Origin of the sequence: Aeromonas sp. s3 (assembly GCF_040907805.1) — a bacterium.
Lineage (GTDB): Bacteria > Pseudomonadota > Gammaproteobacteria > Enterobacterales > Aeromonadaceae > Aeromonas > Aeromonas dhakensis.
Window position 1 is genome coordinate 23,299 of the sequence record NZ_JBFOCQ010000031.1, and the last position, 25,135, is coordinate 48,433.

The 25,135-nt window shown below is 61.7% G+C and carries 24 protein-coding genes and 1 pseudogene; 13 read left to right on the plus strand and 12 right to left on the minus strand.

Annotated features, from left to right (window positions below):
* Window positions 1–105 precede the first annotated feature (105 nt).
* Window positions 106–525 (minus strand): DUF5991 domain-containing protein, encoded by a 420-nt coding sequence (locus tag AB5Y98_RS17365; protein WP_206221186.1) that lies wholly within the window; start codon window positions 523–525, stop codon window positions 106–108.
* A gap of 239 nt (window positions 526–764) precedes the next feature.
* Window positions 765–1,271, minus strand: coding sequence for an AAA family ATPase (locus tag AB5Y98_RS17370; protein ID WP_368232338.1), 507 nt, complete (start codon window positions 1,269–1,271; stop codon window positions 765–767).
* A gap of 566 nt (window positions 1,272–1,837) precedes the next feature.
* Between AB5Y98_RS17370 and AB5Y98_RS17375 the strand changes: the two genes are divergently transcribed.
* From AB5Y98_RS17375 to AB5Y98_RS17385, 3 genes are all read left to right on the plus strand, one after another.
* Window positions 1,838–2,218 (plus strand): hypothetical protein, encoded by a 381-nt coding sequence (locus AB5Y98_RS17375; protein ID WP_017784672.1) that lies wholly within the window; start codon window positions 1,838–1,840, stop codon window positions 2,216–2,218.
* 272 nt (window positions 2,219–2,490) lie between these two features.
* Window positions 2,491–2,898, plus strand: coding sequence for a hypothetical protein (locus tag AB5Y98_RS17380; protein ID WP_005307387.1), 408 nt, complete (start codon window positions 2,491–2,493; stop codon window positions 2,896–2,898).
* 110 nt (window positions 2,899–3,008) lie between these two features.
* The gene (locus AB5Y98_RS17385) at window positions 3,009–3,488 is read left to right on the plus strand and encodes a DM13 domain-containing protein (RefSeq protein ID WP_042051275.1); all 480 of its coding nucleotides are present in this window, start codon (window positions 3,009–3,011) and stop codon (window positions 3,486–3,488) included.
* Window positions 3,489–3,583: 95 nt separating this feature from the next.
* Here AB5Y98_RS17385 and AB5Y98_RS17390 read toward each other — a convergent pair whose 3' ends face one another.
* Window positions 3,584–5,122, minus strand: a complete 1,539-nt coding sequence (locus AB5Y98_RS17390; protein WP_099359074.1) for an AexT-like T3SS ADP-ribosyltransferase toxin — start codon at window positions 5,120–5,122, stop codon at window positions 3,584–3,586.
* A 198-nt stretch (window positions 5,123–5,320) separates the two neighbouring features.
* On the opposite strand from AB5Y98_RS17390, the gene AB5Y98_RS17395 reads away from it, so the two are divergent.
* The gene (locus AB5Y98_RS17395) at window positions 5,321–5,677 is read left to right on the plus strand and encodes a CesT family type III secretion system chaperone (protein ID WP_005307376.1); all 357 of its coding nucleotides are present in this window, start codon (window positions 5,321–5,323) and stop codon (window positions 5,675–5,677) included.
* A 121-nt stretch (window positions 5,678–5,798) separates the two neighbouring features.
* Here the strand turns inward: AB5Y98_RS17395 and AB5Y98_RS17400 are convergent, their stop codons facing one another.
* The 6 genes from AB5Y98_RS17400 to norV all read right to left on the minus strand — a co-directional run bounded on the left by AB5Y98_RS17400 (window position 5,799) and on the right by norV (window position 12,162).
* Window positions 5,799–6,098, minus strand: a complete 300-nt coding sequence (locus AB5Y98_RS17400) for a hypothetical protein (RefSeq protein ID WP_005307369.1) — start codon at window positions 6,096–6,098, stop codon at window positions 5,799–5,801.
* A gap of 176 nt (window positions 6,099–6,274) precedes the next feature.
* Entirely contained in the window at window positions 6,275–7,495 is a 1,221-nt protein-coding gene (locus AB5Y98_RS17405) for an aromatic amino acid transporter (protein ID WP_005307366.1), read from the minus strand.
* Window positions 7,496–7,782: 287 nt separating this feature from the next.
* On the minus strand, window positions 7,783–9,000 hold the full coding sequence (locus AB5Y98_RS17410; RefSeq protein WP_368232341.1) for a 4Fe-4S binding protein: 1,218 nt from the start codon (window positions 8,998–9,000) through the stop codon (window positions 7,783–7,785).
* 121 nt (window positions 9,001–9,121) lie between these two features.
* The gene (locus tag AB5Y98_RS17415; RefSeq protein ID WP_019840749.1) at window positions 9,122–9,463 is read right to left on the minus strand and encodes a DUF1971 domain-containing protein; all 342 of its coding nucleotides are present in this window, start codon (window positions 9,461–9,463) and stop codon (window positions 9,122–9,124) included.
* A 51-nt stretch (window positions 9,464–9,514) separates the two neighbouring features.
* Window positions 9,515–10,681: an NADH:flavorubredoxin reductase NorW gene (gene norW / locus AB5Y98_RS17420; protein ID WP_368232343.1), complete on the minus strand. Its 1,167-nt coding sequence runs from the start codon at window positions 10,679–10,681 to the stop codon at window positions 9,515–9,517.
* Entirely contained in the window at window positions 10,678–12,162 is a 1,485-nt protein-coding gene (gene norV / locus AB5Y98_RS17425; RefSeq protein WP_010635554.1) for an anaerobic nitric oxide reductase flavorubredoxin, read from the minus strand. Before norV ends, norW begins: the two co-directional genes overlap by 4 nt.
* A gap of 170 nt (window positions 12,163–12,332) precedes the next feature.
* Between norV and norR the strand changes: the two genes are divergently transcribed.
* A complete protein-coding gene (gene norR / locus AB5Y98_RS17430; RefSeq protein WP_368232345.1) occupies window positions 12,333–13,859 on the plus strand; it encodes a nitric oxide reductase transcriptional regulator NorR in 1,527 nt (508 codons plus the stop codon).
* A 78-nt stretch (window positions 13,860–13,937) separates the two neighbouring features.
* Here the strand turns inward: norR and AB5Y98_RS17435 are convergent, their stop codons facing one another.
* Window positions 13,938–14,645 (minus strand): GntR family transcriptional regulator, encoded by a 708-nt coding sequence (locus AB5Y98_RS17435; RefSeq protein ID WP_368232346.1) that lies wholly within the window; start codon window positions 14,643–14,645, stop codon window positions 13,938–13,940.
* A 284-nt stretch (window positions 14,646–14,929) separates the two neighbouring features.
* Between AB5Y98_RS17435 and AB5Y98_RS17440 the strand changes: the two genes are divergently transcribed.
* Window positions 14,930–16,516, plus strand: a complete 1,587-nt coding sequence (locus tag AB5Y98_RS17440) for an alpha-glucoside-specific PTS transporter subunit IIBC (protein WP_368232348.1) — start codon at window positions 14,930–14,932, stop codon at window positions 16,514–16,516.
* 2 nt (window positions 16,517–16,518) lie between these two features.
* Window positions 16,519–17,838, plus strand: coding sequence for a 6-phospho-alpha-glucosidase (locus AB5Y98_RS17445; protein WP_368232350.1), 1,320 nt, complete (start codon window positions 16,519–16,521; stop codon window positions 17,836–17,838).
* A 69-nt stretch (window positions 17,839–17,907) separates the two neighbouring features.
* On the opposite strand, the gene AB5Y98_RS17450 is transcribed toward AB5Y98_RS17445, so the two are convergent.
* Window positions 17,908–18,912 carry a substrate-binding domain-containing protein gene (locus tag AB5Y98_RS17450; RefSeq protein WP_017780582.1) on the minus strand — a complete coding sequence of 335 codons (1,005 nt, stop codon included), beginning with the start codon at window positions 18,910–18,912 and terminating at the stop codon, window positions 17,908–17,910.
* 435 nt (window positions 18,913–19,347) lie between these two features.
* On the opposite strand from AB5Y98_RS17450, the gene AB5Y98_RS17455 reads away from it, so the two are divergent.
* The 6 genes and pseudogenes from AB5Y98_RS17455 to AB5Y98_RS17480 form a co-directional block, all read left to right on the plus strand.
* On the plus strand, window positions 19,348–20,469 hold the full coding sequence (locus AB5Y98_RS17455) for a branched-chain amino acid ABC transporter substrate-binding protein (protein WP_005307334.1): 1,122 nt from the start codon (window positions 19,348–19,350) through the stop codon (window positions 20,467–20,469).
* Between the two features lie 64 nt (window positions 20,470–20,533).
* Window positions 20,534–21,460 (plus strand): high-affinity branched-chain amino acid ABC transporter permease LivH, encoded by a 927-nt coding sequence (gene livH, locus AB5Y98_RS17460; protein ID WP_005307331.1) that lies wholly within the window; start codon window positions 20,534–20,536, stop codon window positions 21,458–21,460.
* Window positions 21,460–22,728, plus strand: coding sequence for a high-affinity branched-chain amino acid ABC transporter permease LivM (locus tag AB5Y98_RS17465; protein ID WP_019841062.1), 1,269 nt, complete (start codon window positions 21,460–21,462; stop codon window positions 22,726–22,728). Before livH ends, AB5Y98_RS17465 begins: the two co-directional genes overlap by 1 nt.
* A gap of 100 nt (window positions 22,729–22,828) precedes the next feature.
* Window positions 22,829–23,602, plus strand: coding sequence for a high-affinity branched-chain amino acid ABC transporter ATP-binding protein LivG (gene livG / locus AB5Y98_RS17470; protein ID WP_005307326.1), 774 nt, complete (start codon window positions 22,829–22,831; stop codon window positions 23,600–23,602).
* Window positions 23,603–23,612: 10 nt separating this feature from the next.
* The gene (locus AB5Y98_RS17475) at window positions 23,613–24,314 is read left to right on the plus strand and encodes an ABC transporter ATP-binding protein (protein ID WP_005307325.1); all 702 of its coding nucleotides are present in this window, start codon (window positions 23,613–23,615) and stop codon (window positions 24,312–24,314) included.
* 3 nt (window positions 24,315–24,317) lie between these two features.
* A pseudogene (locus AB5Y98_RS17480) lies at window positions 24,318–24,830 on the plus strand (AraC family ligand binding domain-containing protein); the annotation flags it as partial.
* Here AB5Y98_RS17480 and AB5Y98_RS17485 read toward each other — a convergent pair.
* On the minus strand, window positions 24,782–25,060 hold the full coding sequence (locus tag AB5Y98_RS17485; RefSeq protein WP_368232370.1) for a LysE family transporter: 279 nt from the start codon (window positions 25,058–25,060) through the stop codon (window positions 24,782–24,784). The pseudogene AB5Y98_RS17480 and the gene AB5Y98_RS17485 sit on opposite strands and share 49 nt — an antisense overlap.
* Window positions 25,061–25,135: the final 75 nt, after the last annotated feature.

Sequence of the window (25,135 nt, forward strand, 5' to 3'; positions counted from 1 at the left end):
CGTAAACCATAAATATATCACACCAACAGCAGTCAAAAAGTTCATCAAAGCCAACCTTTTATATTACAACAGCAGCTATGCATATTAGCATGCAGATTAGGCAACCTACATTCCATCTTTTATTATGAAATAAAAGCCACTGTTTTCATTACTTTGCAAAACAGGCTGCAACATTTTCCAATGAGTAAGCAAAACATTCCCTTTCCGCTCTAATACAAATAACTTATCACCAGAATGGAGATCTCTGGATAAATTAGCACCGGTATATCTCAGAAAGGTAAAAGTGGCTTGATTCCCATCGGTCGTAACCTTTCCATCCAATGAAATCGCCGTCATATGACCATTGACCTCCAGATGGGAAATTAAGTTATCACCACCACCTTTATTTACTGTCAGGCTGTAATCCCATGCCTGTATATGTTCTGGATCTGCACTTTCATAAAATGAATAATGACCTATCCAATCTTGATTAGCATGAACTGAGAATACACTCAAACAACTTAACAACCATATGAATACGTTCATATTCCCCCCCCAAAAAAGAGAGTGGTCAAGTTACTATCTACCCCCCCCTATAACAAGAGTCATATGACAATTATTTTTGCCTTGTAATAGCAATCAGCTAGTCATCGGACGTTCGCGTAAATCGATTCCCCCACCATAACCGCCAGCCGAATTTCCCCCTCCGACTGGCCGCCCCCGCTTCACGGCAACAACCGCAATCAAGGCCTCTCGTTCGTCCGATTACGCTGCGCTAATCGAACCTACAACGGCTTTGCCAACGCGGCGACAATCTTTTCCACGCTCTGGGTGACCGACAGGGTGGCGCTATCCAGTACCAGGCGCTCACTGTCCCAGGGTTGATAGTCGCGATCGATCACCGCCTGCCAATCCGGCAATGCCAACCCCTCGATATCCACCGTCCGGTTCTCGACCCGCTCGCGGTGCAACTTAGGATTGGAGCAGACCACCTCGACATCGAGACAGGGCACCCCGACCGAGCGGGCGATGTCGTGGTAAGCATCCCGGGTGAGCTGGATGGGGTTAACGGAATCCGTGATGACGATCGAGCCAAGTGCCAGGTTCTCTCGAGCCAGCCCATAGGCAACGAAATAGCCGGCCGGCCCCATCTCGTTATCCCCCTGCTCGGCGGCACGAATGGCCTGCTCTATGGTATCGATCCGCAGGTAGACGGCGCCCAGCCGCCGGGCCAAGGCCCGCGCTATGGTGCTTTTTCCGCTGCCCGGCAAACCACTGAAGATGATCAGCATGTCCCATTCCCGTGATAAAAGAAGAATCAGAGCCATATGGTATCGGATTGCCATCGCGCCTACAGCGTCTTGTTCAAGGCTGCACGGGATATGCCCGTCAGCGGACTCCCTTGAGCGATAGCCGTTATCGAATACGCGCGCATATAAGCCTGCCTCTCTACCGATCATCAAAATGCATATGCAGGCTGGCTGATGGATAGCAATAACCACAAAAGATATTTTGTACCCCCCATTTCTTCTTGTTGTACCTCATCAATGAAGCTGTTATTTATGCCAAGACATACCTAGAAATAAACAATGTAGCATTAAAAGAGCTTTGTTTTATATATCCAACTATCTTTCATATCACAGTTATGATGAAAAATGGTGACATTCACATTCAAAAACAAACCGTTTAAAATCAACACATTATCACCCAGCTAAAATTAAAAACCCAAACAATGCACTTGCAAAGCAATATATAAAATCAATATCAGACTTATCTGAATGAAATAGCCATGGCCTTTTCAACCTCTCCATTTTAATTTCCGCCATTCACCTGAAACACACAGATGGAGATGTGTAGAATGATCATAAAAAAGAAGTTCGTTATGTTGGCCGCCTTGTCCGCCCTGATGTGCTCTACCAGTGCTTTGGCCACTTACCGGGTCGACGTGCAGTGTCTTGACCAGGTCATGTTGACCGATGTTCATGCCGGTTATATCAAGTCGGCCAGTGGCGGCCCCGACGCAGGCAATGCGGTGGTCATTTCATGGGAAAAGAATTATGAGCAGGGCAGCACGAGCTTCCATGTCTTCAAGAACCTGAATGATTACCCCGGCAGGGGCATGTTCGAGATGGCCTTGCTGGCGCTGGAACGCGGCCTGCCGGTCAGCGCCTGGGGCAATGATGCCCAGTGCTCCGGCGGGATTCATCAGCTGAAGATCACCCGCAGCTTCAACCCCTAATCCTGTCCGCGCACTGATTCGTGCGATAAAGGGAGTGAACACCAAGCCGGGCCAGTCAGCAGCGCCCGGCTTTAACAACCCGCGCGACCGTCGCTTGCCTTGCGCTGTAACATGCGAGGATAGGATCGCCAGGTATCTCACCCGTTCGCGCCACATCTACCCCATCGGCACATCTGACCCGACCACCACCCGGATAGCCAGTCCGCCGATTTAGTCATATCTTGTCAGGGCGGCTCTGCCAGGGTGACAGGGCCCCTTCACGAGGTGCAACGATGAAACGAGCAATCCAGGCTGCCCTGCTGGCCGTCACCATGGCCGCCGCCGGTGCGCAGGCCGCCGACAAGATCACCACGGTCCCGGTGCAGTTTGCCAAGGGGGCCCACAGCGCCCAGCTCAAGGGCAGCTTCGCGGGCTACGACACCATCCACTACACCCTGGTGGCCAAGGCGGGCCAGACCATGACGGTCAAGATCGGCGGCAGCAGCAACGCCAACTTCAACGTCTTCGCCCCCGGTGCCCAACCCGGTCAGGCCGAGGCTCTGGGCCGCAATGATGGCGATGGCCAGTGGCAAGGCGCCCTGCCCGCCTCCGGCAAGTACCTGATCCAGGTCTATCAGATGCGCGCCTCCGCCCGCCGTGGCGAGCAGGTCCCCCACACCCTGTCGGTCAGCATCCAGTAAGCCCCACCAACGCGATGCCCGAGCAACCACCGTCATGCCCCTCCTGGGCTGGGCATGACGGCGGCCTGCTGGTAGGGTGGAGCCATCAATTAATCAACGACCGAGACACTATGCAACGCAAGACCCTGACCCTGCTGCTGGCCAGCCATCTGCTGGTGGGCGCCGCCGGCTTTGCGGCCGGCATCTATGCCCTGCCGATCCTGATCGCCCCGCCCGCCCCCGCCAACGAGCAGGTTGCCGCCCGGCAGGCTCAGGCCAGCTTTCACGGCACCTTTCGCCGGGATCTGCAAGACAGCGACCGGCTGCACTGGGGTGAGGGGCAGGTCAGCATAGGGCCCGATGCCATCAGCCTGATGGGCAGGCTGGCGCCGGGCCCCGACTACCAGCTCTACCTGTCGCCCACCTTCGTCGAGACCGAGGCCGACTTTGCCCGCCTGAAGGAGAAGATGGTGAAGATCGGGCCGGTGAAGACTTTCGACAACTTTATCGTCCCCCTGCCTGCCGATGTAAACCCGGCCGACTACGACAGCGTGATCATCTGGTGCGAGACCTTCGGCCAGTTCATCACCGCCGCCCGCTACCGGCAGTAACTTTACAACCGGCTCATTCTCCATAAAAAAACGGACACCAGAAGGTGTCCGTTTTAACGCCATGAATTTTGCCTTACGGGTAACGAGCAAGCTTGTTACAGATAGTCGGCCCCGACACCGATATGGGCCAGAGCCGCCAGCTCCAGCGGAGTCAGCTGGCTGACGGAGTCGATCATGGTCGGCTCACCGCGTGCTGACTCGGGCAGCTGAAGGCGTGCCTTGAGTTCGTCGGTCAAGCTGCCCACCAGATTGCCCATACGGGTCAAGCGGGAGACCAACACGGCTTCCGGGCTGCTCTCGCTATCGGCAAAGGTCGAGACCTGCGCCACCGCGAAGTCGCAGACGGCCTTGGTTCGGTCACCAAAATCCCCCTCCAGCTGTTGCAGCACCTGTCGCGCCGCACTGTCATCAAGACGAGCCAGTTCTGCCTTCATGTGGCCGGTGTCAAAGCGCAGTCGCGCCCCTGCATCGAGTCGATCTTCCGGCTTGCCGGCGGTCTGATCTGCCCATGCCTGGTCGGTCTGACCTGCAAACTGCATCAGACCGCCCAGCACCAACCGCTGGTTGGGACGCGCCGAGGCAAAACTGTCGAGTGCATTGCCCAGAGAAGCGCCATTGGCATCGCTGCCGCTCGCAAGAGAGAGCGCCAATGTACGCAGGATCTGCAGATCACCTCGGGTTTGCAGCTTGGCCATATGGGAGCCATTGATGGAGCCATCGGCAATGTGCTGGTGCAAGGCATTGAGATCATCACTGCTCAGGGTAACCTCGGTCGAAGCCTGATCCCGCAGCAGATAGCTGGCCTGGTAGCTGATGAGCTCCAGCGCCTGCTTGTAACCGGTGACCTCGGTCTGACGCGCCATGGCGACAGTTTCACGGGTGGCAGGCTTGGCCTCACCATGTGGGACCGCCACGACCTCGGCACTGGTGGCAGCTGGCAATGGTTCACCGGCAACTTCGGCCTTGACCGCGCGTTGCAGGTCGGCCACTTCCACCATCACGGCGCGCAGCTGGCTCATTGCCTCTTGTAACTGCTCCGGAGTCGCGTTGGCGATCAACTCCGTCACCTTGCCACCCACCGTCCCCCATTGCTGGAGCGGGATGCCGGCGATGGGACGTTCAAGCAACCCGGCCGCCAAGGTTTGGCTCTCCTGCCGCATGGAGCCATCCTTGATCCCGTTCAGTGAGGTTGCCAGCGAGCGCAGAGCGCCATTGCCGGTCGCCAGCCGGGCATGTTCCTGCCCCAACTGCTGTGCATCTATGTTATTGAGCTCGTTCGCCTTATCGAGGCCGCCCAGGGTAAAGGGCAATGCCTTTTGCAGCAGCAGACGCTTTTGATCGGCCAGGGAGAGGCTGTCTGCAGGTGGGGCTGAGTGGGCGGGTGCCTCGGTACGGGCCCCCAGCAGATTGCCGATCCACTCTTTCAGCGCCACAAACGGACGGGCCAACTGAGCCCCCAAACGAGACAGCAGCCCCTGTCCTTTTTGCGGTTCACTGCGGTTGCCCAGCTGAAGGGCATCCTGGCTGGTTGCAACCTGACGAGCCTCCAGCTGGCCCAGTCGGCCAACCTCCGCTGTAGCGTCATTGTGCTGGGCGACGGCCTGCAAGCCGCTGGTATGTGTTTGAATCTGCATGGCGTTTATCTTCTCGTGATGTGTCGTGGCCAGTCTAGGAGAGGCAGTGGGTGCGGACTATCGCGAGTGGTCGGGATTTTTGCACTGAACGCGGCACACCGCCCCGCCAGCCGGAAAGCTAAAAAAACAGAGCCACCATTAACAGTGTCGTCACCGGTGAGCTGCTCTAATTGCCCCATCACCAACTTGGAGCCCTCGATGAACCCTCTTTATCACGCAGCCCTCCATCAGCTGTTTCTTTCCCTCTCTCTCCCCATGCCAGCACAGGAAGAGAGCGTCACCAGCCTGCAGATCGGCGAGCATACCTACCACCTGACCGAACACCCGGCCAACTACCTGCTGATGTTTACCCGCCTGGAAGCCGCCACCAGCGCACAAGCCGCAGCCCAGAACCTGTTTAGCCAGGACCCCTGCAAACCGGTTCTGGCATTCGATCCGGATAGCCTGACCCCGGTACTCTGGAGTCGTCAGCCACTACAACAACTCGATCGCGGCCAGATCCATCATCAGCTGGAGCAGTTGGTACATGCCGCCCGCGAGATTGGCCAGATCTGACTCGCCCATAGCAATGCCGCATGACCCACTGCTGACCACGCCACCCACAGCCCGGCTGTGCGGCGGCTGAAAGCCAATAAAAACGGCGCCGCAAGGCGCCATTTCGTCTCTGTCTGCTGCATCAGCCCGGCGGAAAATGGCCACCAATGCTGATTACGCTGACCTGCTGCAGGGTGCTGTTGATGGTAAAGGCGACCCTGTGCTCCTGACTGAGGCGGATCGTGTAGATCCCCTTGTGCTTGCCGCCCAGCTGTTCGTAGTGCATGTCGCCCACCTTGTCGGCGGCATTCTTAGGGTCCGTGCCTCGCACTATCTCCCGTCGCCACTCGTGGTACTTGCTCATGGCCGACGCCGTCACGGCTACGTGCTTGTCCTTGTTGTAGAGGATGCGGGGTTGGGAATCATCGATAGTCCATGCCATAGCCAGCTCCTGTTTTGGCTCCAAAAAGAACCAAACTATAGTGCACACCCGCCAGCCGGCCAGCCCGCCCAACCCCAACCTGTCTGTCTGAGTCACAATCTGGCATGCAAAACGGCGCCATCAGGCGCCGTTTTTTGTCGCAGCCTGCCGCGGCAGACCGGGGGAATTCAGCCCCTTCAGCCGGTATAGACCGGCAGCAGGCCCGCCATGTTGAGCAGGTGGAAGGCGGCGGTCAGCACCCCGAACAGGAAGACGCCGACGATCATCGGCATGCCACCCGGTGCGCGGAAACCCTCGTCCTTGCCCTCCTGCTTGCCGGCGCGCACCTTCCAGGCCAGCAGCGCCGGGATGATACAGGTCCACAGGGTGGCCACGGCACCCGCGTAGCCGATGGCCATCAGGAAGCCGAACGGGAACAGCAGGGAGAGCAGCAGCGGCGGCAGGAAGGTGGCGGCCCACGACTTGGCGCGGCCCTGGCGGCTGTTGTCGAACTTGAACAGATCCGCCAGATAGTCGAACACCCCCAGCCCCACCCCGATGAAGGAGGAGAGGATGGCCGCCATGGAGAAGGCGTTGAGGGCGCTGGCGACCGCCTCGGATTCAATCACCGAGGCCAGCGCCTTGAGCAGCACGTCGACGTTGCCGCCCTGCGCCACCACGGGCCCGAACTCGCTGCGCGGCAGGTTGCCGAACACGCTCACCAGCCAGATGAGGTAGAACAGCAGCGCGATGGCGGTGCCACCGAGGATGGCGTAGCGGGCACGGCGCTCTTCACCGTAGTAGGCGCGCATGGAAGAGACAGAGTGGTGATAGCCGAACGAGGTGAGCGCCACCGGCAGCATGGCCAGCGCATAGGGGGCATAGCTGGCATGCTGGCTCAGAGTGTCGAACAGCAGGGTCGGCTTGATGTTGATGGAGAGCCCCGAGATGCCAAACACGAAGCTCAACCCCATGGCGATGACCAGCACTACTGAGATGCGATCCACCGCCCGGGTGGAGTGCCACACCAGGCCGGAGAAGCCCAGGGTAAACAGGATGGAAGCCCACTGGCTGCCGATGCCGGTCATGCCGTCTATGATGAGGCCGGCCGAGGTGATGTAGGCGTAGAGCAGGATGCCGCCGACGAAATAGACGGTGAGGTTGTTGAAGGCGTTGACCTTCTCCCCCAGCAGCTCACGGGTGACGGTATCGAACGACACGCGCAGCGGATAACCCTGATAGGACTCCAGCAGCATCCAGCCGGAGACTGTCATCACTATCATGGTCAGGGTGATGGCCAGTACCGACCAGAGGGTCCAGGCACCTGCCCCCGCACTCGGCAAACCCAGCATGCCAGCCCCGACACAGACGCCGGCAATGATGCATGCCCCGCCCACCAACGATGGTTTCTGTCCCATTTACTTCTCCAAAGACGATTGTGGATCTGATCGCGACCGCGGACCGTTGCATTTGCTACGCCGGTTGTCATGGTAGATCGCGCTCATCTAGGTGCCGGCGCCCGGCGCTGGCTGCTTCGAAGGGGAAGCGAGGTGCGCTCAGGGCTGACTGCCGGTCCGGCACGGCTGCAGAGCCGCCATGTCGGGGAAGGGACTTTACCCTGCTCCCCCTCAGGTATCAAATTTGGGTGCATTTTCAGGCAGCCCGGCCCCTTTGGGCAGACCGCCTTTGACCGGCGTGTCGGTATTCAATGGGTCAGCTGCGGCAGCAGTTGCAGCAGCTGGGCCCGCACCTCGAGCGGTGTCTGGCTGACCCAGATCCCCAGCAGGCCATAACAAAGCAGTGGCAACACCAGCAGCAACAGACAGAGCAGCCCCAGCAAGCGTGGAGGGCTGAGCCTGCGCCCCCGCGTGCCCAAGTGCAGCGCATCGGCCCGCTTGGGGCAGGCGGCCACGCAGCTCAGGCAGCTGGTGCACTCGAGGCTGCGCACCGCGATGAGCTGGTGCACCTGGATGCGCGACGGACAGGCCCGGCTGCACTTGTCGCAATCGTGGCCCGCACTGCGCAGGCAGCGAGCCGGGTCGCGGCGGATGCGCAGTGGGGTCAGCAGGCCGAGCAGGGCGAGCCAGGCGCCATAGGGGCAGAGGTAGCGGCAAAACCCCTGCCGGAAGGCGGCGGTGAGCAGCAGCACCCAGCCAAGGCAGAGGCCCGAGATCAGGGTCAGGTTGAAGAAGAAGGCCCCCATCTTCATGTCCGCCGCCTGATGGTAGGGGCTGGTGAAGTAGCCGGGCAGGGCGGCGCCTGGCACCGCGATCAGCACGATAAACAGCAGGAATGCGAGCACCAGAAACTTCTGGCCGCGCAATACGACATCGAGCCAGCGCGGCGGCGTCCACTCCCCCGGCAACAGGCGACTGCGCAGGCCGTGCAGCCACTCCCCCACCAGCCCGAGCGGGCAGAACCAGGCACAGAACGCCCGCCCCAGCAGCAGAGCCGACAGCGAGAGCACCAGCACGGTGACGGTGGCCGCCGGATGGTGCGGATCCACCAGCCCCTGCCCGAGCCAGGCCCGCAGCCCGAGCCCGCCGGCGATGGGCAGGAAACCGTCCACCACGTCAGGGCGCACCAGCCAGGGGCTCATCCCCTGCCCCAGCTGCCAGACATGCAGGCCGTACTGCAGCGTCACCAGCCCCCAGCAGAGCAACAGCAGCTGGCGTGTGCGCACCCGCAGCCACTGGCTGTCGAGCGCCTCGAGGGAGGGCAGCGGCCGCCACTGGTGCCAGAGGGCAAGCGCACCGGCCACCAACCCGACGCCGAGCCAGAGCAGGCTGTCAGCCGCCAGCAACCAGAGCATGAGCAGCAGGCAGAGGGCAAGACGCCACTGCCAGCCCGATCGCGCCTGCCACGCCAGCAGCACCAGATAGGCCAAGCCGGCGACCATGGTCACGGCTTCGATCACGCTCATGTTTCCCTCACTGCCTCATCTACAACTGGCGGCAAGGATAACGGACATCTGAATTGATTATTTTGATCTGCATGGGCAGAGAGGGACATTTGCGCCCAATGCCCCTCCCCATGGTTGAACCTTATGCCTTGCGGCTGTTGAACAGCGGCTGGTCGGATTCGGCCTGCTCGGCCCAGAAGTGGATGTTGAAACGGGCATCCTCCGACAGCTCGACCCTGTGCCAATACTGGGGCGGGCTGGTAGCAAACTCCCCGGCCCGGATCACCAGGCTCACCTCGGGCTCCTCGGCCTGTTCGTCCGCAAAACCGTGATAGGTGACGGTGCCCTCCATCACGCAGAGCTGGCCGAACACCCCGGCCGCGGTGTTGTGGTGGGTGAGCAGGGCCTGGGGCACATTCTGGCGGGTGAAGAAGGGGGTAGAGCGACGCACCACCCAGTGAGACGGTATCAGTTGCATGGCCATATCGGTTCTCCTCGAGTGGCCGGGTCGACCCGGCCGGTGCAATGAAAAGGGTTAACGGGGCAGCTGACGCAGCAGCGGGAAGGCGGCACTCATCTGGTCGCCCCCCACCACGAAACCGTACAGCTCGCCGGCTTCATCACGCGCCTCGGCCACCATGCCGTGGCTGTTCCAGCGGCACTGCCAGGCGAGATCCTCGCCCTTGGTGCGCCCGGCCAACTGCAAGGGGTAGCGCGGCGTCTTCACCTTCACCAGCATGGGCGGCAGGGCCAGCGGGGTCGGCGTGCCGAGCAGGGTGCGCGCCAGCGCATTGGCTCCCAGCACTATGGGTTGCAGGAAGGGGAGCAGCTGACCTTGCCACTGCACGCAGTCCCCCAGCGCGAAGATATGGGGGTCGCTGGTCTGCAGCCGATCGTCGACCAGGATGCCGCGCGCCACTGCCAGCCCGGCCCCACAGGCCAGGGCCAGATTCGGCCGCAGGCCGATCGCGGCGATCACCAGATCCTGCTCGCTGACGCGCCCGTCACTCAGGGTGACGCGCCAGCCATCGCCCGGCTGGGCATCTATCCTGGCGAGACCTGTCCCGAACTGCAGGCTGACCCCCTGGCTGCGCAGCGCCTGTTGCAGTGGCTGGGTCAGGGTGGCGGGCAGCAGGGCGCTGAGCGGGCTGTCAGCCAGATCCAGCAGGGTGACCTCGCGGCCATCGCTCGCCATGTCCATCGCCAGCTCGCAGCCGATGAGGCCGGCCCCCAGCACCAGGATGCGGCGGGCCTGCTGGATTGCCCCCTCGGCGGCGGCATACTCCTGCTGGCTGTTGAGGGTGACCAGATGTTCGCTGCCCGGCAGCTCGGGGCGTACCGCACTGGCGCCGGTGGCCAGCACCAGCCGGCCATAGGGGAATTCCCCCTGCTCGGTCAGCACCAACCGCCGGGCTGGGTCGATGCCGAGCACCGGGCAGTGGGGTAGCAGCGCGATGCGCTGCTGCTCGGCAAAGTCGCGGCCGCTCTGGCGGGTCATGGCTGCGGCGGCGCAGCCCCGGCTCACCACGTGGCTCAAGTCCGGCTTGTTGTACTCGTCGCCGCTGTCGGCGGTGATGAGGCGGATGGGCTGCTCGGTGTCCAGCTTGCGCAGGCTCTTGACCAGCTGCTGGGCGGCGAAACCGCTGCCGATCACCACTATTTCCCGGCTGATGCCGACGTCACTCTGCGTTGCTGCGTTCATACACAGGCCTCCACGGCACAGGGTTCAAATACCTCCTTGCCGATGCCGCAACCCGGGCAGAGGAAGCTGTCCGGCACCTGGGCCCAGGGGGTGCCCGGCGCAACCAGCTGATCCGGCTCGCCCTGGGCCGGGTCGTAGACCCACTGGCAGACGGTGCAGAGCATGGCCTGGTCGTCATCCCACTCGGCGACAGCCGCTGCGGCTTTCGGCTCAGCAGCGGGCATCAGGGGGGCAGGTGTCACCGCCGCCTGAGTGGGGGTGATCGGGCGGGGCGCGTCCAGCGGATGCAGCGCCCACTGACGGGCGAGCTGGCGGCCGTGCTCGCGGCATTCCGCCAAGGCGGAACCATCCGGGCGCCACTTGGCCTTGAGGGAGATGCTGATGTCAAAGCCCGCATCCATCAGCCGGGTCTGGATCCGATCCACCGCACCACCTGTCCAGCCGTAGCTGCCGAAGGCCGAGGCACGCTTGTTGCGAAAACGCAGGCCGGTGATCTCTTCGAGCATGCCCGCCACCTTGGGCATCATGACGTTGTTCATGGTGGAGGAGCCCACCAGTATCCCTTTGGAGCGGAACACCTGGGTCAGGATCTCGTTCTTGTCGTGGCGCGCCACGTTGTAGATCTTCACCGCCACGCCCGGATCCACCTCGTGGATGCCCTGGGCGATGGCGTCGGCCATCATGCGGGTGTTGTTGGACATGGAGTCGTAGAAGAGGGTGATACGATCTTCCTGATAGTGGTCGGCCCACTCCAGGTATTTCAGGATGATCTGGGTGGGGTCCTCGCGCCAGACGATGCCGTGGGAGGTGGCCACCATGCTCACCGGCAGGTTGAAGCCCAGCACTTCCTTGATCTTGGCGGTCACCAGCGGGCTGAAGGGGGTGAGGATGTTGGCGTAATAGCGCTGGCACTGCTCCATCAGCTCGGTCTGATCCACTTCGTCGTTGAACAGGTGCTCGTCGCAGTAGTGCTGGCCGAAGGCGTCGTTGGAGAACAGCACCGCATCCTCTGTCATGTAGGTCATCATGCTGTCGGGCCAGTGCAGCATGGGGGTCTCGATAAATACCAGCTGCTTGCCGTTGCCGATGTCCAGGCTGTCCCCTGTCTTGACCGGGTGGAAGTTCCACTCCGGGTGGTGATGATGGCCAGTGATGGAGTCGATGGCGTTGTGGGTACAGTAGATGGGGGTGCCGGGGATGCGGGCCATCAGCTCGGTCAGGGCGCCGGCGTGATCCTCCTCGGCGTGGTTGATCACCACATAGTCGATGGCGGCGAGATCGATCTCCGCCGCCAGGTTCTGCACGAACTCGCGGCTGAACTTGTGATCGACGGTATCGATCAGCACGTTCTTCCCTTCGCGGATGAGATAGCTGTTGTAGCTGGTGCCCTTGTGGGTCTTGTACTCGGTACCGTGGAAGTCGCGTACCTCCCAGTCCCGTTGGCCGACCCAGTGGATGTTGTTCTTGACGTGAATGCTCATCAGGCAGTTCCTCGAATGCAATAGTGTATGTTCGACTGAACCAGCTATTGCAGCGGACGTGCCAATATGTAACTTGTTGTTTTTAATAGATACACACATCTATCATTGTCATTTAGACAGCCTCTCTTTATAGTCAAAATCACAAACACACTGTCATTTGGACAATCATCGTGATCTCGACCGACAGCCTGGCGCGCATCGCCCTCGACCTGCAACTCGGCATCTCCCATCAGGACCGCTTCCACCGCCTGATCCAGAGCGTGCGCAGCCTGCTGAACTCGGATGCCTCGGCCCTGCTGCGCTACGAGGGGGGCCAGTTCATCCCGCTGGCTATCGACGGCCTGATGCAGGACGTGCTGGGGCGCCGCTTCGCCCTCAAGGATCACCCGCGCATGGAGGCCATCGCCCGCGCCGGCGACGTGGTGCGCTTCCCCGCCGACAGCAGCCTGCCCGACCCCTATGACGGCCTGCTGCCGGATCACGACGACTTCAAGGTGCACGCCTGTGTCGGCCTGCCGCTGTTCTCGGATCAGGCGCTGATCGGCGCGCTGACCATAGACGGCATGAACCCGACCCAATTCGACGGCATCAGCGACGAGGAGCTGCGGCTGGTGGGCGCCCTGGCCGCCGCCGCCCTCAACAACGCGCTGCTGCTGGAGCGGCTTGCCCGCCAGAGTAGCGAGCCCCTCGTCCCCGGCACTCGACCCGGCCCTGAGCAACCGGAGATGATCGGCCAGTCCCCCGCCATGGCCCGGCTGCGCCACGAGATCGAGGTGGTGGCCAGCTCGGAGCTGAACGTGCTGATCCTGGGGGAGACCGGGGTCGGCAAGGAGCTGATCGCCAAGGCGGTGCATCGCGGTTCCCAGCGCGCCAAGGCCCCGCTGGTCTACCTCAACTGCGCCGCCCTGCCCGAATCCGTGGCCGAAAGCGAGCTGTTCGGCCACGTGAAGGGGGCCTTTACCGGCGCCATCCACAACCGGGCGGGCAAGTTCGAGCTGGCGGATCAGGGCACCCTGTTCCTCGACGAGATCGGCGAGCTCTCCCTGCCACTGCAGGCCAAGCTGCTGCGGGTGCTGCAATACGGCGATCTGCAGCGGATCGGCGACGATACCCCGCTCAAGGTGAACGTGCGCATCTTGGCGGCCACCAACCGGGATCTGAAGCAGGCGGTGGTCGAGGGGCAGTTCCGGGCCGACCTCTACCACCGGCTGAGCGTGTTTCCGATCCACGCCCCGGCACTGCGCGAGCGCCCCGGCGACATTCCCCTGCTGGTCGGTTACTTTTGTGAGCGCTGCCGGCTCAGCCTGGGGCTGGAGCGGCTGCGCATTCAGCCACAGGCGCTGCAGCTGCTTGAGCGCCACGACTGGCCCGGCAACGTGCGGGAACTCGAGCACGCCATCCACCGCGCCGCCGTGCTGGCGCGGGCCGAACAGGGCAACCAGGCCCCGACCCTCGCCAGCCATCACTTCAACCTGACGGCCGGCACCCTGCCCCCCTCCACCAGCCCCGCCACGGCGCCAATGACCCCCTTACCCGGCGGCCTTGGCCTGCGCGCCGCCACCGACGCCTTCCAGCTTGCGCTGATCGAGCAGACCCTGGCCGCCCATGACGGCAACTGGGCCGCCACCGCCCGCACGCTGGAGCTCGACAGCGGCAACCTGCACCGGCTCGCCAAGCGGCTCGGCCTCAAGGCCTGAGGCGCCCATTCAGGGCCATCAAACAAAAACCCCCTCGCTGGCGAGGGGGTTTGCATACGCAGCAAGATGCGGGTCAGGCTAACCGCGGGCGCGGCGCAGGTGGTAGTCGACGTGATAGTCGTTGGCATTGCGGAACATGATGGAGTAGTTGAGAAACTCGCCGTTCTCACCGTATGAGAGCGAGGTGAGCCGCAGGATGGGCGCCCCCTGCTCGATGTGCAGCAGCTCCGCCATGCGCCGGTCGGCCAGCACGGCGCTGAAGCTCTCGTAGTTGCCCGCGATGGGGAGCTGGCACTCGTTCTCGATGTAGGCGAACTTGGATCCCTCCAGATGGGCCACCGAGAGGGTGCGAAACAGCCGCACCGGCATGTAGCTCTCCTCCACCAGCAGGGCCCGGCCGTCCACCGAGCGCACCCGGTTGGAGAAGTAGACCGGCTCGTTCACCTTGATCCTGAGCTGGCTGGCGATGGCGGGCGAGGCCGGCATGGTGCGAAACTCCAGCACCTCGCTGGTCAGGCTGCGGCCCTGTTCACGCATCAGCTCGGTGAAACCGCTCAGCCCCTTGGTCTCGTGCTGTACGTCCTTCTTGGTCACGTAGGTGCCGCTGCCGTGGCGTCGCTCCACCAGCCCCCACTCGATCAGCATGTCCACCGCCTTGCGCACCGTCATCCGCGATACCCCGAACTGACTCGCCAGGGTTTTCTCGCTCGGCAGGACATCCCCCACCCGGCAATCCGCCCCGTTGACCCGGATACGCAACCGATCCGCCACCGATTTGTAGATCACTGCTAGACCTCTCTTTACCCAGCCGGGGTGGCAACCCATTCGCTCGCCTTTATTTCAACCAGCTGAAAATAAACAACTTTAAATTCAAACAACCCGATAAAAACATCACAAAAACAAGACGTACAACAATATCGCAAAAATTAGATCTCTTTGTCTAAATAAGTGCATGCGCCGGATCACATAACCACCACATATTTCATGAGGGGGTTATCGCTTGTTGTTAGGTTCAATTCAGCAATACGACAACAGCAGTCAGACAATTCTCTAATAAAAAGGGACGCTATATGCTCAGTCAAATTCAACGTTTTGGCGGGGCAATGTTTACGCCTGTATTACTGTTTCCATTCGCAGGTATGGTGGTAGGCATTGCAATCATGCTGAAAAATCCCATGTTCGTGGGAGAGACACTGGCCAATCCTCAGGGACTGTTTTTTCAAATAGTTCATATTATTGAAGAGGGTGGCTGGACAGTATTTCGAAATATGCCGCTGATATTTGCCATCGGCCTGCCGATCGGTCTGGCAAACAAGGCTCAGGCCCGTGCCTGCCTCTCCGTGCTGGTCAGCTTCATGACCTGGAACTACTTCATCAATGCCATGGGGATGACCTGGGGCGACTATTTCGGGGTCAACTTCAACCAGGCGGTGGGTGGCGAGAGCGGGCTGGCCATGGTGGCCGGCATCAAGACCCTGGACACCAGCATCATAGGTGCCATCGCCATCTCCGGCCTCGTCACCGCCCTGCACAACCGGCTGTTCGACCGGCAACTGCCGGTCTTTCTCGGCATCTTCCAGGGCAGCTCGTTCGTCACCATAGTCACCTTCTTCGTGATGATCCCCTGCGCCTGGCTGACCCTGCTGGGCTGGCCCAAGGTGCAGATGGGCATCGCCTCCCTGCAGGAGTTCATGCTGGTCTCCGGCCCGCTCGGCGTCTGGGTTTACACCTTCCTTGAGCGGATCCTGATCCCGACCGGCCTGCACCACTTCATCTACGGCCCCTTCATCTTCGGCCCGGCCGCGGTGGAAGGCGGCATCCAGCTCTACTGGGCCCAGCACATGCTGGAGTTCAGCCAGAGCACCCGGCCGCTGATCGAGCTGTTCCCCCAGGGCGGCTTCGCCCTGCACGGCAACGCCAAGATCTTCGGGGCCATGGGGATTGCACTCGCCATCTACGCCACCGCCGCCAGGGAGAACAAGACCAAGGTAGCCGGCTTGCTGATCCCGGCGACCCTGACCGCCATGCTGGTGGGGATCACCGAGCCGCTCGAGTTCACCTTCCTTTTCATCTCGCCCCTGCTGTTCGCCATCCATGCCCTGCTGGCGGCCACCATGGCGACCGTGATGTACCTGTTCGGGGTCGTCGGCAACATGGGTGGCGGTCTGCTCGACCAGTTCCTGCCGCAGAACTGGATCCCCATGTTCCACAATCACGCCGGCATGATGTTTACCCAGATTGCCATCGGGCTGACCTTTACCGGGATCTGGTTCCTGATATTCCGCACGCTCATTCTGAAATTCAATTTGAAAACCCCTGGGCGGGATGAGAGCGAAATAAAACTGTATTCCAAGGCCGATTATCAGGCCGCCAAAAAACAGCGTGGCCATGATATTGCCGGCCATATTCTGGCGGCACTCGGTGGCGCGGAAAATATCAACAGCCTGAACAACTGCGCCACCCGACTGCGCATATCGCTACGCGATGCGGGGCTGGCGGCAGCGGATGATGCTTTCAAACAATTGGGTGCCCACGGCGTGGTCCGCCACGGTGACAGCATCCAGATCATTGTCGGTCTGCATGTGCCCCAGCTGAGGGAAAACATGGAGAGCCTGATGAACAACCCCTCCTCCTCTTCTTTCGTAACGGAGTCATGATCATGAAAAAATTCTCTGTCGTCATTGCCGGCGGTGGCAGCACCTTTACCCCGGGCATCGTTCTCATGCTGCTGGAGAACCAGCACCGCTTCCCGCTGCACGAGATCAAGTTCTACGACAACGATGGGGCCCGCCAGGAGGTGATCGCCGGAGCCTGCCGCGTCCTGCTCAAAGAGAGAGCCCCGGACATTGCCTTCAGCTACGGCACCGACCCCAAGGCGGCCTTCAGCGGGGTGGACTTCGTCATGGCCCACATTCGGGTCGGCAAGTACCCCATGCGCGAGCTGGACGAGAAGATCCCCCTGCGCCATGGCGTGGTCGGCCAGGAGACCTGCGGCCCGGGCGGCATCGCCTACGGCATGCGCTCCATCGGCGGTGTGCTGGAGCTGGTCGACTACATGGAGCAGTACTCGCCGGATGCCTGGATGCTGAACTACTCCAACCCGGCCGCCATCGTGGCCGAGGCGACCCGTCGCCTGCGTCCCCACGCCAGGATCCTCAACATCTGCGACATGCCCATCGGCATCGAGGGACGGATGGCCCAGATCGCCGGCCTGCCGTCACGCAAGGAGATGCGGGTGCGCTACTACGGCCTCAACCACTTCGGCTGGTGGACCCGCATCGAGGATCTGGCGGGCAACGACCTGATGCCGGCCATCAAGGCCCACGTGGCCAAACACGGCTATGTGCCCAAGCAGGCCAGCCACGCCGAGGCCAGCTGGAACGACACCTTCGCCAAGGCCAGGGACGTCTGGGCCCTTGATCCGGACACCCTGCCCAACACCTATCTGAAGTACTACCTCTACCCGGACTATGTGGTGGCCCACTCCAATCCGGAGCACACCCGCGCCAACGAGGTGATGGAGCACCGCGAGAAGCAGGTGTTCAGTGCCTGCCGCGCCATCGTGGCGGCCGGCAACGCCGACGCCGGCGAGCTGGAGATCGACGAGCACGCCTCCTACATAGTGGATCTGGCCACCGCCATCGCCTTCAACACCCAGGAGCGGATGCTGCTGATCGTGCCGAACCGGGGCGCCATCCCCAACTTCGACCCAGAGGCCATGGTCGAGATCCCCTGCCTGGTGGGCAGCAGCGGCCCCGAGCCGCTGCAGGTGGGCGACATTCCGCTGTTCCAGCAGGGCATGATGGGCCAGCAGGTGGCCGTCGAGAAGCTGGTGGTGGAGGCGTGGATCGAGCGCTCCTATCAGAAGCTGTGGCAGGCGATCACCCTCTCCAAGACGGTGCCGAGCGCCTCGGTGGCCAAAGCCATCCTGGACGACCTGCTCGCCGCCAACAAAGAGTACTGGCCGCCCTTGCAATAAACGCGGGCCAAACAAAAACCCCCTCGCTGGCGAGGGGGTTTTCTTGTTGCTGGCTCTGCCGTGGCGCGATCAGCGCAGGGACTTGACCGAGCGGCGGACGATCAGCTCCGGCTGCACCGTCATCGACTCGACCTCCAGCTCCTTGTTGCGGATCCGGCTCACCAGCTGCTGCACCGCCAGCAGGCCGAGCTCGGCCTTGGGGTGGCGGATGGTGGTGAGCGGCGGGCTGGAGAAGCGCGCCATCTCCACGTCGTCATAACCGATCATGGAGATATCGTCCGGCACCTTGACTCCGGCTTCCCAGGCGGCGCAGATGGCGCCGATCGCCATGGGATCGTCGAAGGCAAACACCGCGGTCGGCCGCGGGGTGAGGGCCAGGATCCGCTGCATGGCATCGAAACCGCTCTGGCTCTCGTAATCCCCTTCGAAGATCTGCTCGTCTTTCAGGGTCAGCCCCTGTTCGGCCAAGGCATCGCGCACCCCGTCCAGCCGCTGCTGGGTGGTCGGCTTGGCCAGCTGACCCGTGATGCAGACGATGTCGCGGTGACCCTGCTCCAGCAAATGACGCACGGCCAGGCGTGCCCCGATGCGGGCGTTGTCATTGATGACGTTGGCAAAATCGCACTCGGTACCCCAGTCCAGCACCACTTGCGGCACGTTCTTGTGGATGCGCAGCATGTCGCGCAGCGGGGTATCGATGTCGGTTCCCAGCACCAGCAGACCGTCGACCCGCTTCTCCATCAGCATGCGCAGGTAGTGCTGCTGACGGGGCGGCTGGTTCTCGGTATTGCAGAGGATCAGGCTGTAGCCCTGCTCGAAGCAGTACGCCTCCACCCCTTGCACCACTTCCGCAAAGAAGGGGTTGGCACTGGTGGTCACCAGCATGCCGATGGTCTTGGTCGAGTTTATCTTGAGGCTGCGCGCTACCGAGTTGGGCGCGTAGTTGAGTTCTGCCACCGCCTCAAGCACTTTTTGGGTTGCGTCTTCGCTGACCCGACGGGTGTGATTGAGTACATGTGAGACGGTGGAGATGGATACGCCTGCGCGGGAGGCGACATCCTTGATAGTGGCCATCTCTGTCTCCTGAAGATCAAAGGCGGAACATTAGCAGATTTCCCGAATAAAGGCTTGGTTTTAACGAGTGCTGCCAATGAATTGTCAATGCTGGCTAATCTAGGCGGTCATTTCTATTTGCGCAAACGGATTTTGGTCAAAATGGGAGCAGCGTCAGAGTAAAATATCGTCAGTTTTTTCATCTATCATTTATCAAAAGTGCGCCTTGTTGAGAAGATGTTAATTGCCATCATTAGCATCAACTTCTAAATAGATAACTGTAATTAGATATTTGTTTCAAAAAAGCACTATTACCCCCTCTCTGGTTAGTATCTTTAACAGCTTGTTATTGCCCAGCGAGGAATGATAGAACCATACCTATTGCCGGACTGGCGGGATCACGGTTCGGAATGGCACACGGAAAATGAAACAATCCACTGATTAAGGGACGAATCGATGAATAAGTTGAGCAAAATGGCAGTCAGGGCAGCGGTTTCTATGGCCCTGTTCGGATCGGTCTCACTGGTCCACGCGGCGGATACCATCAAGATCGGCATCGCCGGTCCGGTCACTGGCCCGGTCGCCCAGTACGGCGACATGCAGTTCACCGGCGGCAAGATGGCGGTCGAGCAGATCAACAAGGCCGGCGGCATCAAGGGCAAGCAGATCGAAGCCGTCATCTATGACGATGCCTGCGATCCGAAACAGGCCGTGGCGGTCGCCAACAAGGTGATCAACGACGGCGTCAAGTTCGTGGTCGGCCATCTCTGCTCCGACAACACCCTGCCCGCTTCCGACATCTATGAAGATGAAGGCGTGCTGATGGTCACCCCCGCCTCCACCAACCCCAAGATCACCGAGCGCGGCTATCAGCTGGTGCTGCGTACCATCGGCCTGGACAGCGACCAGGGTCCGACTGCCGCCAAATACATCATCGAGCAGGTCAAGCCCCAGCGCGTGGCCGTCATCCACGACAAGAAACAGTACGGTGAAGGCATCGCCTCCAGCGTGAAAGCGGCGCTGGACAAGGCCGGCGTCAAGGTGGTGGCGTTTGAAGGCATCACCGCCGGCGACAAGGACTTCTCCGCCCTGATCGCCAAGCTGCAGAAAGAGAACGTCGATTTCGTCTACTACGGCGGCTACCACCCGGAGCTGGGTCTGATCCTGCGTCAGGCCGGCGAGAAGGGCCTCAAGGCCAAGTTCATGGGTCCGGAAGGGGTGGGTAACAAGGACATCTCCGCCATCGGTGGCCCGGCTTCCGAAGGCCTGCTGGTCACCCTGCCGAACAAGTACGACCTGGTGCCGGCCAACGCCCCGCTGGTTGCCGCGTTCAAGGCCAAGGGTCAGGACTCCTCCGGTCCGTTCGTGTGGACCACCTATGCCGCGGTGCAAACCTTGGCTGCCGGTATCGCCAAGGCGGGTGAGGATGACCCGGCTGCCGTTGCCGCCGCCATCAAGGCCGCGCCGGTCGATACCGTGATGGGCCCCCTCAGCTGGGCTCCCAACGGCGACCTGAAAGGGTTTGAATTCGGTGTGTTCCAGTGGCACGCCGACGGTACCTCTACCCAACTCAAGTAATCTGCCGGTCGGGGTGACGTGAGTCACCCCTCCTTTCTTTGCGGGCAAGTACAGGGAACGCAGTATGTCCGAACACTTCCTTTACCTAGTTCAGCAGTTGCTGAACGGGTTAACCATAGGCAGCACCTATGCGTTGATCGCCATCGGCTACACCATGGTCTATGGCATCATCGGCATGATCAACTTCGCCCACGGCGAGGTCTACATGATCGGCTCCTATGTCGCTTTCATGGTGATGGCGGGGCTCATGATGATGGGCATCGACAGCACCTTTCTGCTGCTGGGGGGCGCCTTCCTGGTCAGCATCATCATCACCGGCAGCTATGGCTGGACCATAGAGCGGGTCGCCTATCGCCCGCTGCGGGGCGGCAACCGGCTGATCCCCCTCATCTCCGCCATCGGCATGTCGATCTTCCTGCAGAACATGATGCGGATGGCCCAGGGCTCGCGCGACATCGCCATGCCCACCCTGATCTCCGGCGGCTGGACCCTGGGTGAGGCCGACGGCTTCCAGGCCAGCCTCTCCTGGATGCAGCTCATCATCTTCGTGGTGACCTTCATCACCATGCTGGCGCTGACCCAGTTCATCGGCCGCTCCCGCATGGGCCGCGCCTGTCGCGCCTGTTCGGAAGACATCAAGATGGCCAACCTGTTGGGGATAGACACCCACGTGGTCATCTCCATCACCTTCGTGCTGGGGGCCACCCTGGCCGCCGTCGCCGGCGTGCTGCTCGGCATGTATTACGGTGTCATCAACCCCTATCTCGGCTTTATGGCCGGCTTGAAGGCCTTTACGGCAGCGGTCTTGGGCGGCATCGGCAGCATTCCCGGCGCCGTGCTGGGCGGCCTGCTGCTCGGTGTGGTGGAGGCGCTGACCGCCGGCTACCTCAGCACCGAGTACAAGGATGTGATGGCGTTCGCCCTGCTCATCTTCGTACTGCTCTTTATGCCGACCGGCATCCTGGGCCGCCCGGAAGTGGAGAAAGTATGATGAAACGCCAATTCATTCATGCCTGCATCGCCAGCCTGGTACTGCTGGTGCTCTCCTTCTGGCTGCTCGGCTTCAAGCTGGAGACCGACGGCACCCGCCTGCTGGTGGTGAGCCGGCTCGACGTGTCGCTGGCCTGGCTGTTGGGCGGCGCCACCCTGGTGTTCTGGTTCCAGATGCTGCGCGGCCAGATAAGCCGGCTGTTCCAGGCCTCCATCAGCGGCTTCTCGGTCGGCTTCACCAAGCTGGTGCTGCCAAGCCCGGAAGAGGCGCCCAAGCTCTATAACCTGACCGCCGTGCTGGTGCTGCTGTTTGCGGTGAGCTGGCCCTTCATGGCCTCCCGCGGCGCCATCGATCTCGCCACCCTCACCCTGATCTACATCATGCTGGGGCTGGGTCTGAACGTGGTGGTGGGCCTCGCTGGCCTGCTCGATCTCGGCTATGTCGGCTTCTACGCGGTCGGCGCCTACAGCTATGCCCTGCTCAACAGCTACTTCGGCCTCAGCTTCTGGGAGTGCCTGCCCATCGCCGGCCTGATGGCGGCCACCTTCGGCTTCCTGCTCGGCTTCCCGGTACTGCGGCTGCGGGGGGATTACCTGGCCATCGTCACCCTGGGCTTTGGCGAGATCATCCGCATCCTGCTCAACAACATGACCAGCCTGACCGGCGGCCCGAACGGCATCTCCGGCATTCCCAAACCGACCCTGGGGGGGCTGGAGTTCAACCGCACCGTCAAGGACGGCGGCTTCGAGACCTTCCACGAATTCTTCGGCATCGCCTACAACGCCAACCACAAGGTGATCTTCCTCTACCTGATGGCGCTGGTGCTGGTGGTGGCAACCCTGTTCGTCATCAACCGCCTGTTGCGCATGCCGCTCGGCCGCGCCTGGGAGGCGCTGCGGGAAGACGAGATCGCCTGCAAGTCGCTGGGGCTCAACCCCACCATCATCAAGCTGACCGCTTTCACCATAGGCGCCTGCTTCGCGGGCTTTGCCGGCAGCTTTTTCGCCTCGCGCCAGGGCTTCATCAGCCCGGAGTCCTTCGTCTTCATCGAGTCGGCCATCGTGCTGGCCATCGTGGTGCTGGGCGGCATGGGCTCCCAGATCGGGGTGGTGCTGGCCGCCATCGTGATGACGGTGCTGCCGGAGCTGGCGCGTGAGTTCAACGAGTACCGCATGCTGATGTTCGGCCTCTTGATGGTGTTCATGATGATCTGGCGGCCACAAGGATTGCTGCCGATGACCCGCCCGCATCTGGAGTTGAAGAAATGAGTTCGCATCAGAAGTTGTTGGACGTCTCTGAGCTGTCGATGCGCTATCTGGCCGGATTGCTGGCGGTGACTTGCTCCACCCTGGACTGGGAGCTGAAAAAATGAGTACTCATCAGAAGTTAATGGAAGTCTCTGATCTGTCGATGCGTTTCGGCGGCCTGCTCGCCGTCAACGGGGTCAAGCTGGACGTGGAAAAGGGGGAGGTGATCTCCATCATAGGTCCCAACGGGGCCGGCAAGACCACCATCTTCAACTGCCTGACCGGCTTCTACCGCCCGAGCGGCGGCATCATTCGCTACAAGGGCGAGGAGATCCAGGGGCTGCCCGGCCACCTCATCGCCCGCAAGGGAATCGTGCGCACCTTTCAGCACGTGCGGCTGTTCAAGGACATGACGGCGGTGGAAAACCTGCTGGTGGCCCAGCACAGACACCTCAACACAGGTTTTCTGGCCGGGCTGTTCAAGACCCCGGCCTTTCGCCGCGCCGAGCGGGAGGGGCTGGAGCAGTCCGCCTTCTGGCTGGAGAAGGTGGGGCTCAAGGATCTCGCCAACCGCGCCGCCGGCAACCTGGCCTATGGTCAGCAACGCCGGCTCGAGATAGCCCGCTGCATGGCGACCCGGCCCGAGCTGCTGATGCTGGACGAGCCGGCCGCCGGCCTCAACCCCCACGAGACCGACGAGCTGAACGAGCTTATCTCCAACCTGCGGGACGAGTTCGGGGTCTCGGTGCTGCTGATCGAGCACGACATGAAGCTGGTGATGGAGATCTCCAACCGCATCTTCGTGGTCAACCAGGGTACCCCGCTGGCCCACGGCAAGCCGGATGAAATCCGCAGCAATCCGGCAGTGATCAAGGCCTATCTGGGCGAGTCGTAAGGAAAACAAGATGTTAGAACTTCGCAACGTATCGACCCACTACGGCAAGATTCAGGCGCTGCACGACGTCAGCGTCGAGGTAAAAGAGGGGGAAATCGTCACCCTGATCGGCGCCAACGGCGCCGGCAAGACCACCCTGCTGATGACCCTGTGCGGCGAGCCCAAGCCCAGCAGCGGCTCCATCTGGTTCGAGGGGGAGCAGATAGACTCTCTCTCCACCGCCCGCATCATGCGCAAGGACATCGCCGTGGTGCCGGAAGGGCGCCGCATCTTCGCTCGCCTGACGGTGGAGGAGAACCTGCTGATGGGGGCCTTCTTCGTCGACAAGGCTGAGCAGCGCGGCCTGCTGGATCAGATTTTCACCCTGTTCCCGCGCCTGCATGAGCGACTGGAGCAGCGGGCCGGCACCATGTCCGGCGGTGAGCAGCAGATGCTGGCCATCGGCCGGGCCCTGATGAGCAAGCCGCGCCTGCTGCTGCTGGATGAACCCTCGCTGGGGCTGGCCCCCATCGTCATCCAGCAGATCTTCGACACCATAGAGCAGCTGCGCCGCGACGGCATGACCATCTTCCTGGTGGAGCAGAACGCCAACCAGGCGCTCAAGCTGGCCGATCGCGGCTATGTGCTGGAGAACGGCCACGTGGTGCTGCAGGACACGGGGGCGGCCCTCTTGGCCAACCCGGCCGTCCGCCAGGCCTATCTCGGCGGCTGACCCATGAGCAGGGCCGACACGGCGCCGGATCACCACAGTTTCTGGCACGATGCGGCCCTGCCTTTCATCGAGGCGCGGGCGGTGCAGGATGGCCGCCGCGTCTGCTACGACAAGCACAGCCACCCCCACTTCTCCATCGGCGCCATCACCGGCGGCCACAGCCACTACCTCAACCAGCGCAGCCGGCAGGAGGTCGGCCGCGGCCACCTGGTGCTGATGAACCCGGAAGAGGTGCACGCCTGCAACCCGGTAGCCGATGAACCCTGGTCCTATCTGATGTTCTACTTCGACACCGGCTGGCTGCAGCGCCAGCAGGAGGAGGCAGGGCTGGGCCACGAATTTCGCCCCTTCGACATGACCGCCAGCCGGGATCCCCTGCTCTATCAGGGGCTGTGCCGGCTCCATCGGCAGCTGTGGCAGGAGCCGGAGCCGCTGGCGCGCGAGGTGGCCTGCCACCAGTTCAGCCGTCAGCTGCTGGCCAGACTCACTCCGGCCAGCTGGGACGATCGGCCGCCGCAGCGCAGCAGCTCGGCCGCCGCCGGCCATTGCAGCAGGGTGGCGCCCAGCCCCAATCCCATCAGCAACAACAGCAGGATAAACCCCAAGGTGGCCCCGACCACGTGGCGCAGGCTGGCCGCAAAGCCGTGCCTAGCGCCGCTGCCGAGGGCGACCAGGTTGACCGGTCCCGGGGTGATGGACATGGCCAGGGCAAACCCGGCCATGGATAACAGCAGACTCGTCTCCATGAATAACGCTCGTATCGGTAAAAGGAGCCCCCAGCCTAGCCGGCACCCCGCCCCGGGTATTGAAGGAAATTGCGA